Raw genomic sequence first — 15,460 nt, forward strand, 5'->3', positions numbered from 1 at the left:
ACAAGAATGATTGAAAATTTAGCATTGCTATCATTTAGCAATGGGGGATGGGGAGCGGTTATACTTTCCAGTGCAGGAATGACATTGTCATTGGCGTTATGTTGTGGCCTTCTAGGATTTCCTCTAGGACTTCTCAATGCAGTAATGATTCGATCCAATATTAAGATAGCTAAAGCTCTAGCACGTCTCTTTTCAACGGTGTTTCGTGGATTACCAGAGCTTTTAACTCTGTTTTTAGTTTACTACGGATTACAAAGCCTTATTCAAAATTTATTTGACTATTTTAATTTTGAAATCATGTTCAGTATCAATGCTTTTGTTGCTGGTGTTCTTGCTCTTAGTATGGTTCTTGCAGCTTTTTCTTGTGAAGTTTGGCTTGGAGCATTTAATATTTTTGATAAAGGTCAATATGAAGCGGCTAAAGCTTTAGGTCTTTCGCGAACAACCACATTTTTTCGTATTGTCTTTCCTCAGCTCATCCGAAATGCCTTACCAGGACTTTCTAATAATTGGCTTACTTTACTGAAAGATACATCCCTTGTTTCTACAATCGCGCTTGTTGACCTCATGCGACAAACGAATTTAGCTGTCGCTGCTACCAATAAACCCATGCTATTTTATTTTATAGCATGCTTACTCTATTTGTTATTTTCAGCGTTTTTTACTGCAATCTTACGCCATTTGGAAACATACACTCAAATAGGCTATAAAAAGGTGCTAGGTCAATGATTCCTGAGTGGCTTTATTTCCTTTTTAATCCTGATCTTTTAAGCCATTATGGACCAAAATTTATTAATGGCTTTATTATTACTGTTGAGCTTGTTTCTATTTCTTGTTCTCTAGGTCTTTTTTTGGGTATGATTATCGCTTTTGCACGTCTATCAAAGAATACATTTTTACAATATTTTGCAAATGCTTATGTCTATTTTTTCCGCGGCTCTCCTTTATTAGCTCAACTCTTTCTTTTTTATTATGGGCTTGGTTCAATGAACAGTTTTTGGCAACAGGTGGGGCTATGGTGGTTTTTTCAAAACGCGTGGTATTGTTGTCTTTTTATTTTTACACTCAATTCTGCTGCCTACCAATCTGAGATCTTTAAAGGAAGTTTTCTATCCGTAACAACTGGACAACGCGAAGCATCAAAAGCTTTAGGTTTAAGCAACTCTGTCACATTTTTTAGAGTTATTCTTCCACAAGCAATGATTGTAGCATTACGCCCCCTAGGAAATGAGTTGATTTTAATGATTAAATCCAGTGCTGTTGCCTCACTTATTACTGTTTATGATTTAATGGGGGTTGCTAAACTCGCTTATTCACGGACTTTCGATTTTCAAGTTTACGTTTGGGCTGCTCTTATCTATCTCTTTATCGTTGAACTCATTCATCGTTTTATTGTTTTTATCGAGCAGCGCCTCACTCGACATTTACGGTAAATAAAATGATCATAAAAAACTTTACCAAACCAAAATGTTGAATTAATCAAGTTCTTCATCAATGAAAGAATAAAATAAGATGAATTTGAAAAATAATAAATCGATCTCTCCCAGTAAAAAACCAGTGATCTCTATTCGAAATCTAAATAAATGGTATGGAAACTTTCAGGTCCTACATGATATCAACTTTAATGTTCAAGCTGGTGAACATATCGTTATTTGTGGACCATCCGGATCAGGAAAATCAACGTTAATTCGTTGTATTAATCAATTAGAACAAGCACAAAAAGGTTCAATCTGTATCCATAACGTTGATATCCATACTGCACCTATACAACAGCAAAAAAATGTTCTTCGTAAGATAGGAATGGTCTTTCAGAACTTTAATTTATTTCCCCACATGAGCGTTATACAAAATTGTATTTTAGCACCTATGACAGTTCAGGGCCTTTCCAAACAACAAGCAAAAGAACGGGCAATTCGTTACTTAACGCATGTTGGTATTGAAAAACACTGTGAAAAATATCCTTTACAACTTTCTGGTGGGCAACAACAACGTGTTGCGATTGCCCGTGCACTTTGTATGGAACCCGAAGTCATGCTTTTTGATGAACCAACCTCTGCTCTTGATCCAGAAAGTGTGGGAGAAGTTTTGGAAGTGATGGCTCGATTGGCCGATACAGGGATCACAATGCTTTGTGTTACCCATGAAATGGGCTTCGCACGTAAAGTCTCAGAAAGAATACTCTTTCTAGAAAATGGAAAAATTGTTGAAGATACAGCCTCTGAAGAATTTTTTACCAATCCTAAAAGCCAACGTGCTTGTAATTTTCTTGCTAAAATTAAATATTAATCATTAAAATATTGCTTTATTTATACAATTTTATTCCTGCTTTTTAAAAGAGTGATAATTGTTTGTGCGCCAACAACCCCCGATGGTACTTCAGTTTTCATTTTCTGTTCTACCATCTCAAAGGAATCAAGTTGTGCCTGTCGCAATAAAGGATTAGCCAAAAGTTGTTCTACCTGTCTTGCTAACATGCCAGGACGGATTAATTCATTCAAATATTCCGAAACAATAGGCTTATCAGAAATAATATTTGGAAGAGCAGCACTCCATAACATCATTTTAGGAAAAATAAATATTTTAGAAAAGAAATCAAGTTTATAGCAAAGAACCATAGGAACTTTTGCTAAGGCTAATTCAAGTGAAACAGTTCCATGTGCAGCAAGAGCAACATCTGCTTGTGCAAAAGCACGCCATTTTTCATCTTCACCAACTACAATTTCTATCTTGCTTTTCCAGCCCTGCACAAAGTCCCAGATTCTATCTACCAAATGAGGTAAGGTTGGTAAAATAATACGTAAATGAGGAATACGTTGTACAAGAATCTCTACTGTTTCTCGAAAAATAGGCATTAAGGAACGAATTTCTGAATTGCGTGATCCTGGCAAAATAACTAATGTAGGCGATAATGTTTGTGTATCGATCAAATTTCTGTGTTCTAATTGGCTTTTTTTTTCTGACTGAACTCTCAAAAGGGGAGGATATGTCAAAAGACGATGTCCAACATAAGTCGTGGCAGGGCCTCCCAAATCTTGCATAATCTTTTCTTCAAAAGGAAAAACCGCTAAAACATGATCAACAAATCCACACATAGCTTTCGCACGCTCTGGCCTCCATGCCCAAACGGTCGGTGCAATATATTTAATGATAGGAATAGAAGGCGCTAAAGCACGTACCTTTTTTGCAATACGATGCGTGAAATCAGGACTATCAATAATAATTAAACAATCAGGTTGTTCTTGTGCAATAAATTTGGATAAATTGCGAATATGTAGCAACAACAATGGTAGTTTTTTCAACACCTCCTTTAAACCTATTAAAGCAATATCATGGGAATCAAAAAAGCTTTTTAAGCCTAATGCCTTTAAATGGCTCCCCCCAACACCAATCAAATGAATATTGCATCCTATCTGTTGTGATAAACAAGAAATTAGATCGGCCCCAAGTAAATCACCAGATTCCTCACCTGAAACCACTGCAATCTTTAAGAAACAATTATTCATGACCAAACTTTTCAAATGTCTCTATAAATAAAGAATATTTGTTGGCTTTTTCTATTGTTGTTTTCACTGATAATATTAGACTTCTATTTGCCTCCACCGCAACACCAGATAAACCACTCTTTGCAATATTCATTATTGTCGCGGGCCCAATTGATGGCAAATCAACGCGATTATCCTGTTGTGGTTTTGCGCATTTTACAAGAATGCCACCTTTAAGGGGAATTTGCCCTCTTTCTCGCATTTCACAAACACGCCACAACATATTATCAGTTCCCTCAGCGCCCTCTAGAGCAACCACCCTTCCTTGGACAACGACAACGGCTTGCCCGATATCTAATTGACCTAAAAGCTTTGCTGCTTCTACTGCTAAAAAAATATCTTTTTTCTCTTTTGGAGTAGCGCGCCGTACTGTTAAATTAAATTCTATGGGAGCTAAAAGATCTGGGACTATTTCGTGAGCACCGATAACACAAAAACCATGTGCTTCAATAACTCGTATAAAAGCTTTTAATAACGCATCGTCTCCCCTCTTCAAAGCTCCGATTAACTTAGGAAGAGCTAAAAATGTTGTCCAGTCCAGTCGCAATTGTTTAAGAAGTGGACGCTTTTTTACACCACCTGCCAAAACAACATTATATACACCAGCCTCTTTTAAAATTTTAACGAGTCGTGCTAACTCTACAATTGATAGCTCGCAATGCTCATAGCGATAAAGAACAGAATCTGCCTCACCATGCAAAAGCACAAGAAAAGGATTTTCTCCATTCTTCTCAAGAGTCTGCGCAACAGTAATCGGTAGAACACCATTTCCTGCTATAATAGCAGTACGGCCGGAAAGAAAACTTCTGGCTCCCCAAATAGGCATTTTTAATCCTTATGTTCTTTTATTCTAACACCTTCAAATTTTGGTGTACAATAAAAACGCTTTCCTTCTTCTTTAATAAAATTAACAACTTCAGAAACAGACTGAGAAGAAGAATAGAAAGAAGCAACATCACTGACACGCTCTTTAAATGGTTTGCTATGATCAAAAAGCATAGCAACCGCATGACGGAGTGCATGAATATCTTGACGCTCAAGTCCTGCACGCTTCATGCCAATAATATTGAGTCCAGCAAGTTTTGCCTGCACACCAACAGCTGTTCCATAAGGTATCAGATCACCAACCAGTGCAGATACGCCGCCGATAAATGCATGATGTCCAACACGAACAAATTGATGAACAGCAGCACCACCACCAATAATCACATAATCACCAATAGTAACATGACCAGCAATCATTGCGTTATTGGCAAATGTTACATGATTGCCTACATAACAATCGTGAGCGATATGCGCATAACAAAAAAATTGGCAATTATCACCAACAACTGTCATTCCTACACTCGAATCGGACCCCCTATGCATTGTTACACCTTCACGAATCGTACAATTCTTACCAATAAAAAGAGTTGTAGCCCCTCCTTTATGTTTATTATTTTGCGGATCTGCCCCCAAAACGGCATGAGAAAATACTTTACTCTTGGCTCCTAACGTTGTCTTTCCCATTATTACAACATGACTTGTCAAACTACATTCATCACCAATAACAGCCTCTGAACTAATATGGCAAAATGGTCCAACGCGTACATTCTCACCAAGCTGCGCTCCCTTCTCCACAAGAGCAGTTGGATGGATTTTTGTACCGGACATTTTTAAATTCCCATCAAATATCGTTTATTCTTCTTCGACAATCATTGCTGCAATTTCTGCTTCAGCGACGCGGACATCTTCTACTTTTGCAACACATGAAAAACGTCTCATACCAGATCTTTTTTTCAAAAGCTGAACATGAATCTTGAGCTGATCACCAGGCATAACCGGCTTACGAAATTTCGCATTATCAACCGTCATAAGGTAAACTAAATTTGTTTGCTTATTGCCTAAATTTAAAAGTGCTATTGCTCCTGCCGTTTGTGCCATAGCTTCTAAAATCAAAACTCCAGGCATAACAGGCTTTGAGGGAAAATGTCCCGTAAAATGTGGCTCGTTAATCGTTATATTTTTAATACCAATCGCTTCTTGTTCACCATCAATATCAACGATACGATCAATTAATAAAAATGGATAACGGTGCGGTAATATTGATAATAGCTTTTCAATATCGACAGCCTCTAAGTTTTTAGTTTTTTCATTGCTGATCATATCAGCGTTTCTCCTTTTTAACTTTTCCCATACTGCGCAACGCCGCTACTTCACGAAACCATTGTTTAAATGGTCGCGCTGGACTACCTCCCCATTTTTCGCCATCCGGAATGTCATTCATAACACCACTACGAGCAGCAATCTGAACAGATTTACCTATTATGATGTGATCAGCTACTCCCACACTTCCGCCAAGCTGAGACATATCCCCTATAGATGTACTTCCCGCAATGCCACATTGAGCGGCAATAAGACAATAGCGGCCAATTTTTACATTGTGGGCAATTTGTACAAGATTATCAATCTTGCTTCCTTCACCAATAACAGTATCTTGAAATGTTCCACGATCAATTGTCGTGTTCGCACCAACTTCTACACCATCCTCAATAATAACGCGACCAAGCTGTGGAATTTTCTCGATTCCAGAAACGCCCCCAACATAACCAAAACCATCTTGCCCAATGCAAACACCAGAATAAAGCTGAACCTTATCACCTATTATAGAACACTGAACTGTTACCTTAGGAGCAATATAGCAGTCACATCCAATACGGCAATTTTCACCGATAACAGCTGTGGATGAAATGAGAGTTCCTGCACCAATCTCAACATTTTTACCAATAACAGCTCCCGCTTCAATACACACATCATCTGCCAACTTAGCCGTTGGATGAATATGCGCATGCGATGAAATCCCCTTCTGCCCCAACCAAGGCATTGGCTTGACAGAATCTGGAAACAAAATACGACCAATCTGAGCAAAGTCACGCTGTGGTGTGGATGTCACCAAAATTGCCATAGTTTCGGGAACTTTAAAAACAATCTCATTCGTACACAAAACAGCAACAGCAGAACTGTCCAGTAAAGCATCAGAAAACTTCCGATGCTCTACAAAAACAAGCGAACCTTCCACAGCACTCTCAAGTGAAGAAAGAGTATTGATAACTTTATGAGAAAACTCTGGATTAAGAAGCTTTGCACCCGTCAACTCAGCAGCATTTGCAACTGTCAATCGTCGGGACGGCGTAAAAAAAAATGTATCCGCCATCAAAACACTTTCTCTCCCAGCTTAAGCTATTCTCTTCAAGTTTTTCCTTCTTAAAATCGCTCAAATCAGAACTTCGTAGAAATACCAAAGTTCAATTTTTGCAAACGATCACCTTCCTGCTTCGTTATTGGCCAAGCATAATCAAAACGCAAAGGACCAAACGGAGAATCCCACATCAAACTCACACCTGCAGATGAACGCCAAGCACTTTTGGTATTGGTAACAGACGGTTCACCCTTAAAAACGGCTTTATAATTATTGCCATAAAGCGTGGCAATATCCGCAAATAAAGCACCGCGCAACCCAAATCCTTCAGGCACGACAGGGATAGGGAACTGTACTTCAGCAGTCGCATTCATATATGTCGTTCCCCCCAAGAAATAAACCTCACCCTTACTGGAAACCTGACGCGGACCTATTCCATTATATTTGAACCCTCGAATCATATCAGAATTTACTTTAAACATATCGAAAATACGAACACCATCTCGGCCCATTCCGTGGATATAACCACCCCCAAAGGAAAGCAAACCAACGATATCCTTCTGGTCAGAAAGAGTCTTGTACATCATCGCCTTACCCGTGGTCTTCAAGAACTTTGCACTCCCACCAAGCCCTGCATATTCCTGAAGCAGATGCACGTACCACCCATCATGGGGAGATCTCATATCATCAATCGTATTATAGGTGAAACCATAACTAATTGATGAACGTTTCCAAGGGCTGTGTTTTGCAGCTTGAACAATCGCACCAGAATATTTCCCATATAATTCTATTATGTCACTCTCTTTGTCAAAATCATACTCTCCGCCAAAATCATATTCTTCCTGCACATAAGAATAAGCTACATTAGCAGATAATTGATTATTAATAGGTAACGAAAACCGCAGCGATCCACCTGTCTGCCGTACATCATAGGCTTTATCAGCACGATAAGTACTACGAAAAACATCAACACCAGCAGATAAACGATACCCTAAGAAATAAGGATCAACAAATGATAAATTATAATTACGAGATTTTTCTTGCCCCGCACCTAATCCTAAACGAACATATTGACCACGTCCCCCAAGATTACGTTCAGTAACAGAAACTTCAAGTGACATACCAGGACTTGTTCCCCCTGTTGTATACCCTCCAGAAAGAGAGAGATCTCCTGTTGAAGCTTCAACGACATCTATTACCAAAACAACTTGGTCAGATTGATCTGTAGGAACCATTGAAATATTAACGGCTTTGAAGAAACCTAAACTTTCTAGACGACGTTTTGCCCGCTGTAATAAAGTTTGATTGTAAGCATCTCCTTCGTTTAAATCAATCTCACGGCGAATGACGTAATCACGCGTTTTCTCATTGCCACGTATATCAATACGTTGAATATAAGCACGTGTTCCCTGTTCAATATTATATAAAATTGAAATTGTATGATTTGCTAAATTACGATTTCCCCGCGGTTCAACTTTAGCAAAAGCATATCCCGAATCAGCAACTTTGTTATTAATAGTTGCAACAGACTGTTCAATATCTTCTGCACTATAAACATTACCTGGCTGGGTTTTAAGTATCCTTTTCACAGATTGAACGTCAATTCCATCAACATCACTTTCAACCTGAATATCGCTAATTTTATAGAGCGCACCCTCATCAAGAACGAAAGAAATTTTATACGTATTGCTTGCTGCATCAAAAGTTGCTTTAGAAGAGACTACACGAAAATCTGCATAACCACGGTTATAATAAAAGCGACGTAAAGCTTCTTCATCAACAGCGAGGCGCTCTTCACTGTAAACATCACCTCCCAACAACTTCGAAAAAATTCCTGAAGTTTTTGTTGAAATCACATCACGCAAACGGCGACTTCCAAAGACATTATTTCCCTTAAAAGTGATATCACCAATCTTTGTTTTTTTCCCTTCAACGACATTAAATACCACATTAACCCGCCCTTTTCCAAGGTTAATCGTTTGAACGTTAACAGTGATATTATTACGACCAAGAGTTTTATAAGCCTCACGAATTGTATTTATATCAGCAGAAAGCTTAGCAGAATTAAAAGGCTCATTCGGTTTTAAAGAAATAAACCGCTTAAGATCTGGGTCTTTAAAAGATTTATTTCCTTGAAACAATATTTGATTGACAACCTCATATTCTTTTACGAATACAACCAATTTATCACCCACCGGATTTATTTTAACATCATAAAATAAACCCAATTCGAAAAGGTTCTTCACAGCACTATCAACATCACCACTGGAAACACCTTGCCCAACCTTAATCCCCATATTGTCTCGAATCGCCTGAGAACTTACAAACTTATTCCCACGAACCTCAATAGAGCGGACTACAGACGCTTGTATTTCTCCGACCGCAGCAATTGACATAAAAACCGTTGTTGGGGCAATCATCCCCATCTTTAACACCAATACAGATGCTGCATTTAAAAACTTTGAATTCGTAGTCATTGGCTTTTTTACCTTACTCTCGTTCCTTGGACATGATGCCTTAAAAGCTAACTGCCATAACAACCTTTTTACAGCGAGACTTTTCATTCCTTAATTACTCATTATAATGTACAACGCCACAACATTTTGTAGACATGGTAAACAACCTTCAATTTGTTTTTGCTATTATTACTTAATTTATAAAGCGTTTTCCATAATTTAATTAGCTAAACCAACAAAAATAATCATTAAAAAAGACAAAGATCATAAAAAGGAGAAGAATGGAAAAACCTAAACGAAAAACGATTCCCTGAATTTTAGCAGATATTTTCCTCCCAGTAATGACCTCAATGACATGCAATAAAAGATGCCCACCGTCAAGCGGTAGAATCGGAAAAAGGTTAATAAGCCCAACACTTATTGAAAGAAAAGCTGCCAAATTCAACAAAGAGATAAAACCTGTCTCGCTCACTTTCCAAGCAATTTTAACGGTTTTAGAAGGTCCACTTAGCCGACAACGATCCTCTTTGCCTCCTATTAAACGACTCATAAAAAGAACGGTTTGAGTGGCGATAAACACAGTACGGTCTGACGCTTTTCTTACAGCTGTTACAAAACCATAGCGAATATGTTTTATATAAGTTGGATCTAAACGTGCAGGATTATTTAAATCAACAGGAACACCTACACCTATCATAGCACTTCGTGTTCGATTACCAAATCCATCATCTCGCTCAACGACTTTCGGGGTAATCATCGTTGTAAAGACTCGCCCCATGCGTTCTATTTTAAACTCTATGGGTTCTCTTCCGTGAAAAGCTACATAATTCATCAAATCTTCAAAGCTTTCAACCCGTCGTCCATCCATTTCAACAAAACGATCACCTAATTCCAAACCGGATTGAAGAGCAGGGCTATCTTTTACCAAAGAACCAACAACGGGCTCAATGGCTACACGACCATAGATAAAGAAAAAAAATGTTAGAATAACAACAGTAAAAAGGGCATTGAAGAAAGGACCGGCAAAAACAGTTGCTGCTTTTTTCCAAGCATGCGCACTAGCAAATGAACCATCAACAATCAGAGATGATTGGGATGATTCCGTATCGATTTTTTCCTCATCCCCAACAAATTTTACATAACCTCCTAAGGGGATAAGTGCTAAACGCCACTTCGTGCCATGCTTATCTGTATAACTCGCTATTTCTGGTCCAAATCCAAGCGAAAAAATTAACGCCTTAATACCACACCACCGACCAATGAGATAGTGCCCAAATTCGTGCACAAAAATGATAATCATAATGATGAAAAGAATACTCAAACTTCTTAAAAGAAAATCACCCATAGTGACGATATGATTTAAAAGTTCCAAACTATCTTCTCCCAATTAGATCATACTAAAAAGATTAAAAGGCGCATCCATATCAGACATAAATGAACCAATTAAATAAAGAAGAAAAGCTGCCCCTACCAATCCATCTATACGATCCATAAAACCACCATGTCCAGGCAATAAAGAACTAGAATCTTTAACAGAAAACCGTCTTTTGAGCCATGATTGCCCTAAATCACTCAATTGTGAAACAATTGACAAAACAAGTGTAAGGAGTGGCACAAAAAAACTGGCTAAATTTATATCAAAAAATCCAAAAGCAACCCATATACCACCGAAAACTCCGACAAATGTACCACCAAGTGCTCCTGACCATGTTTTATTAGGAGAAAATTGTGGTGCTAATTTAGGGCCCCCTAATGCACGTCCGATAAAATAACCACCGATATCTGTTCCCCACACTATCGTAAATAAGAAAATAACAACTTGGAACCCCAACATTTCATGATCCCGTAGAAAGCATAAAGCAACAACAGGAAAAGATGCATATAAAAAACCACAAAAAACCCAACCACTCTTTTTTATAGATATAATAGCTAACACTGTAGCTAAAACGATTAAAACACAAAAAATCAATGAAGCAGATACACTCAATACTAAAAAAAAGCCAAAGATTAAATAAAAGATACTTGCTAATATTTTTTGTAAAATACACCATTTCTCTTTAGTAATACTCATCCACTCATAAAGAACAAAACCGCCAATACACCATACAAATAAAAAAAAGAAGTTTCCTCCCAACCATGTTAGATACAACGCAATAATGCCAAAAACAAAAGCTGTCAGAATACGATAAACCAAATTAGACAAAACAACATCCAAACAATAAAAATAGAAAATACAAGCTCTAAAATTAACGCAAGAAAAACTCCCCTACGCAGTATTTTTATCTCATACCTGTATAATTTCTCTTATAATTTATCATAAATAATTCAGTCTACTAAGATAGCGCTTATGAAACTAATAATCAATGAAAACAGCTTCAAAAATCTCCGTCAAAATTATAAATATTTTTTTAATATTTTCTCAAATATAAAATGAAAAAGCAGTTACCTCTGCCCCATACAAATTAACTAATATAGGTTTCGTATAAAAACACTTTTCTATCAACTATTCGTCATTAAAAAATGAATTACGCCACATAACATCTGCTTGATCAATTATACTCACATGTTTTATAATGAGAAATAAGAGAAAGGTTAGACTTGTTTTTTTGCATTATATTCTTTCCTCAACCTTCATCTTAGAATATTTGAATAATTTCTAATAATGCTTTCATTATGCATTTTAACAAAGACGTGCTCAACTAAAAACCCGCACCATGCTGTTAAATAGTGTCTCCCAGCAAAGGGCATGATTTATCACGCAGACTAAAAAATAAAAACATCTGCCCTTTCAAATCAGTCTCTCCCATATCAAAATGATAGAACACCTTCCTGCATCACACCTTGCTACCACAGAGCACACCACTCCCTACAATTTCCCTAGAAACAATTTACAGGCTGGGAGTAAATATCCTTTTTCTAGTGACAAAATCGTCTTAAACGTGCATAATTTCAGATTCTTTTACGGCTAAAATTTTATCAATATCAGCAATAGTTTCATCCGTGAGTTTTTGAACTTTTTCAGACAAACTATGGGCTTCATCTTGACCAATTTCACCATCTTTTTCTAACTTTTTCAAATTGTCCAGACCATCCCGACGAACATGACGTGTAGCAACACGCGCTTGCTCTGCATAGTGATGCGCAATTTTTACAAGTTCTTTACGGCGCTCTTCATTCAACTCAGGCAAAGGAATACGTAGATTCGTACCATCAGTTATGGGATTTAAACCAAGACCAGAATCGCGAATAGCGCGCTCTACAGCTCCGACCATCGTTTTATCCCATACAGAAACAGAAAGCATCCGAGGTTCGGGAACAGAAATATTAGCAACCTGATTGATATGCACAACAGAACCATAAGATTCAACGGTCAACGGCTCTAATAAACTGGCCGATGCACGTCCAGTCCGCAAACCACCTAATTCATGTTTAAAAGCCGTAATGGCACCATCCATGCGACGTTTCAAATCATCCATAATTGATGTAACATTCATATTTCTGTCTCCTTCAATTGTCCTTTGAAGCTTACCCTTATTCCGATACTATTGTAAAGCGTCCTGTTCCATTCAAGACCTTAGCCAAACCGCCTTTTTCATGAATGGAGTACACAATAATCGGTACATTGTTCTCACGTGCTAAAGTGACCGCCGTTGAATCCATAACAGATAATCCCCATTGCAAAACTTCAACATGTGTTAATTGGTCAAAACGCTTAGCCGTAGGGTCTATTTTTGGATCTGCTGAATAAATACCATCAACTTGTGTTCCTTTAAGAAGGACATCCGCACCAATTTCTGCTGCACGTAAAGTAGCAGCAGAATCAGTGGTAAAAAATGGATTTCCTGTACCACCTGCAAAAATAACAACTTTTCCCTGATTCATATAAGCTATTGCTTTACGTTGCGAGAAACTTTCACAAATTTGTGGCATAGCAATCGCAGAGAGTACAACAGTTTCAACCCCTAATTTTGTCAAAGATGTTCGCAATGCTAAAGAGTTAATAGCAGTTGCAAGCATTCCCATATGATCACCTGTCACTCGGTCCCCACCATGCGAAGCAACAGCAACGCCACGAAAAATATTTCCCCCACCGATAACAACCGCAACTTCTATCCCCATTGTGCGCACTTCTGCAATATCAGCGGCAATACGGTCTACAACAGAAACATCAATGCCAAAATTCTGCCCTCCCATAAGAGCTTCACCAGAAGCCTTTAAAAGAATACGTTTATACGGAAGTGCTAATGCCATTAATAATCTCCCCAAAAGCCCATTTACTTTTTGCTTTTGACATCACGAAGGGCACCACTTTTTTCACGTGACGCCCTCTCAACAATTACATTGTTCCCCTCAGAGATTCTACAACCAATGATATGACTTTAAATCTCTGATCAAGAGTTTGCAATAACTAGCCTTTTACAGCAGCAGCAACCTCTGCAGCAAAATCAGACTCCTCCTTTTCCACACCTTCACCTAATGCAAAACGAATAAAGCCTGTAATTTTTGCTGGGGCACCAATTGATTTCTCAGCATCCTTTAGAGCGGCCTCAACAGTTATATCAGGATTCATAACAAAAGCTTGAGAAAGCAAAACAACCTCTTCAAAAAACTTACGCATACGTCCTTCTACCATTTTTTCAATGATATTTTCAGGTTTTCCAGACTGACGCGCTTGATCTGAAAAAATTGCTTTTTCTCGCTCAACAGCAGCAGCATCAACATCTTGTGCTGTAAGTGCTAATGGATTGGTTGCCGCAATATGCATCGCGACCTGCCGACCAAAAGCAAGAGCAGCCTCTTTATTTCCTGTTGTTTCAATTGCAACCAAAACACCAAGTTTTCCAAGCCCATCAGCCACACTATTGTGTATATAAGTCGCAACAACACCATTCTCAACAGACAATTTAGCGGAACGACGAAATGTCATATTTTCGCCAATTGTACCAATTGCATCTTTAATCGTAAGCTCTACAGTCTTCTCAGAACCTGGATAAAGAGAAACAGAAACAGATTCAACATCCCCTGGCGTATCTAAGGCAGCAGTTGCTACTTTACGCACGATGTCTTGGAATCCATCATTGCGCGCAACAAAATCTGTTTCAGAATTAATCTCAACCAAAACTGCATGTGAATCTTTTGATACGACTCCGATTAATCCCTCAGCTGCTGTACGACCAGCCTTTTTATCTGCTTTAGCTATTCCTTTTTTACGAAGCCAATCAACAGCAGCTTCCATATCACCATTGGTCTCTGCTAGGGCGGCTTTACAGTCCATCATACCAGCGCCAGATAGTTCTCGAAGTTCTTTTACTTGTGCAGCAGTAATGCTCATATTTGCCTCTTTATTTTATAACAGTGAAAGCGTGCAAAATCCCTCTGCACGCCTATAACTTCTTCTTTAGACAATAAAAGTACCTTAATTAGGCATTTTATATTATTCAGAAACTTCTGAAACTGCATTTTCTTCCAAAATAGGCTCCACAGGTGCATCAACTTGAGCTCCTAAATCGATACCCATTGCTCCTTGCTGGCGTGCAATACCATCAAGAGCAGCACGGGCAAAAAGATCGCAATAAAGAGAAATTGCACGTGAAGCATCATCATTACCTGGTATTGGATGTGTTACGTCATCGGGATCACAATTGGTATCAATAATAGCAATCACTGGAATACCTAAACGCTTTGCTTCTTGGAGTGCAATATTTTCTTTATTCGTATCGATAACAAAGATAAGATCTGGAACAGAACCCATATCTTTAATACCACCAAGCGCACGATTAAGCTTTTCACGATCACGTTCAAGATTTAAACGTTCCTTTTTAGTAAAGCCTTGCGCTTCAGCAGCAAGAATTTTATCAAGCTTCCGCAAACGATGGATCGAATTGGAAATCGTTTTCCAGTTTGTGAGCATGCCGCCAAGCCAACGTGCATTAACGTAATACTGAGCGGAACGATTCGCCGCATCTGCGATAATGTCAGATGCTTGTCGTTTCGTACCAACAAAGAGAATACGACCACCACGCGCTACAGTATCTGAAACAAGTTTAAGTGCTTGGTGTAAAAGTGGAACAGTCTGAGCAAGGTCAATAATATGGATATTATTACGCTGACCATAAATATAGGGAGTCATTTTGGGATTCCAGCGATGAGTCTGGTGACCAAAATGCACACCGGCTTCTAAAAGCTGGTGCATAGTAAAATCGGGTAGTGCCATAAATCTTATCCTTTCCGGTTCAACCTCCGCGGAAAAAGCAGGAAGACCTGCTACCGGCGGATGCTTGCTA

The 15,460-nt window shown here is 38.4% G+C and carries 15 protein-coding genes; 3 read left to right on the forward strand and 12 right to left on the reverse strand.

Annotated elements, in window-relative coordinates; all coding sequences use genetic code 11:
- The first annotated feature begins 6 nt into the window (after window positions 1-6).
- The 3 genes from ACFINW_RS06005 (at window position 7) to ACFINW_RS06015 (ending at window position 2,286) form a co-directional block, all read left to right on the forward strand.
- Window positions 7-729: an ABC transporter permease gene (locus ACFINW_RS06005; protein WP_375620789.1), complete on the forward strand. Its 723-nt coding sequence runs from the start codon at window positions 7-9 to the stop codon at window positions 727-729.
- A complete protein-coding gene (locus ACFINW_RS06010) occupies window positions 726-1,433 on the forward strand; it encodes an ABC transporter permease (RefSeq protein WP_375620788.1) in 708 nt (235 codons plus the stop codon). Before ACFINW_RS06005 ends, ACFINW_RS06010 begins: the two co-directional genes overlap by 4 nt.
- 79 nt (window positions 1,434-1,512) lie before the next feature.
- Window positions 1,513-2,286, forward strand: a complete 774-nt coding sequence (locus ACFINW_RS06015; protein ID WP_375620787.1) for an amino acid ABC transporter ATP-binding protein — start codon at window positions 1,513-1,515, stop codon at window positions 2,284-2,286.
- A gap of 20 nt (window positions 2,287-2,306) precedes the next feature.
- Here the strand turns inward: ACFINW_RS06015 and lpxB are convergent, their stop codons facing one another.
- From lpxB to rpsB, 12 genes are all read right to left on the reverse strand, one after another.
- On the reverse strand, window positions 2,307-3,503 hold the full coding sequence (gene lpxB / locus ACFINW_RS06020; protein WP_375640927.1) for a lipid-A-disaccharide synthase: 1,197 nt from the start codon (window positions 3,501-3,503) through the stop codon (window positions 2,307-2,309).
- On the reverse strand, window positions 3,496-4,368 hold the full coding sequence (locus ACFINW_RS06025; protein ID WP_375629630.1) for an LpxI family protein: 873 nt from the start codon (window positions 4,366-4,368) through the stop codon (window positions 3,496-3,498). The genes lpxB and ACFINW_RS06025 overlap by 8 nt, the downstream gene beginning before the upstream one ends.
- A 2-nt stretch (window positions 4,369-4,370) precedes the next feature.
- Entirely contained in the window at window positions 4,371-5,195 is an 825-nt protein-coding gene (gene lpxA / locus ACFINW_RS06030; RefSeq protein ID WP_375609506.1) for an acyl-ACP--UDP-N-acetylglucosamine O-acyltransferase, read from the reverse strand.
- A 24-nt stretch (window positions 5,196-5,219) separates the two neighbouring features.
- Window positions 5,220-5,687, reverse strand: a complete 468-nt coding sequence (fabZ, locus tag ACFINW_RS06035) for a 3-hydroxyacyl-ACP dehydratase FabZ (RefSeq protein WP_375620785.1) — start codon at window positions 5,685-5,687, stop codon at window positions 5,220-5,222.
- Window position 5,688: 1 nt separating this feature from the next.
- A complete protein-coding gene (gene lpxD / locus ACFINW_RS06040; RefSeq protein WP_375630039.1) occupies window positions 5,689-6,735 on the reverse strand; it encodes a UDP-3-O-(3-hydroxymyristoyl)glucosamine N-acyltransferase in 1,047 nt (348 codons plus the stop codon).
- 65 nt (window positions 6,736-6,800) lie between these two features.
- Window positions 6,801-9,197, reverse strand: a complete 2,397-nt coding sequence (bamA, locus tag ACFINW_RS06045; protein WP_375630040.1) for an outer membrane protein assembly factor BamA — start codon at window positions 9,195-9,197, stop codon at window positions 6,801-6,803.
- A 202-nt stretch (window positions 9,198-9,399) separates the two neighbouring features.
- Window positions 9,400-10,548: an RIP metalloprotease gene (locus ACFINW_RS06050; RefSeq protein WP_375613470.1), complete on the reverse strand. Its 1,149-nt coding sequence runs from the start codon at window positions 10,546-10,548 to the stop codon at window positions 9,400-9,402.
- 15 nt (window positions 10,549-10,563) lie between these two features.
- Complete coding sequence (locus ACFINW_RS06055; RefSeq protein ID WP_375613469.1) at window positions 10,564-11,379, reverse strand: phosphatidate cytidylyltransferase; 816 nt, start codon at window positions 11,377-11,379, stop codon at window positions 10,564-10,566.
- Between the two features lie 730 nt (window positions 11,380-12,109).
- A complete protein-coding gene (gene frr / locus ACFINW_RS06060; RefSeq protein ID WP_273790667.1) occupies window positions 12,110-12,670 on the reverse strand; it encodes a ribosome recycling factor in 561 nt (186 codons plus the stop codon).
- A gap of 37 nt (window positions 12,671-12,707) precedes the next feature.
- The gene (gene pyrH, locus ACFINW_RS06065) at window positions 12,708-13,427 is read right to left on the reverse strand and encodes a UMP kinase (RefSeq protein ID WP_273790666.1); all 720 of its coding nucleotides are present in this window, start codon (window positions 13,425-13,427) and stop codon (window positions 12,708-12,710) included.
- 157 nt (window positions 13,428-13,584) lie between these two features.
- Window positions 13,585-14,508, reverse strand: a complete 924-nt coding sequence (tsf, locus tag ACFINW_RS06070) for a translation elongation factor Ts (RefSeq protein ID WP_375630041.1) — start codon at window positions 14,506-14,508, stop codon at window positions 13,585-13,587.
- Between the two features lie 102 nt (window positions 14,509-14,610).
- Window positions 14,611-15,390 (reverse strand): 30S ribosomal protein S2, encoded by a 780-nt coding sequence (gene rpsB / locus ACFINW_RS06075; protein WP_273788135.1) that lies wholly within the window; start codon window positions 15,388-15,390, stop codon window positions 14,611-14,613.
- Window positions 15,391-15,460: the final 70 nt, after the last annotated feature.

Origin of the sequence: Bartonella sp. AA18HLJMS (genome assembly GCF_042197245.1) — a bacterium.
Taxonomy (GTDB): Bacteria; Pseudomonadota; Alphaproteobacteria; order Rhizobiales; family Rhizobiaceae; genus Bartonella.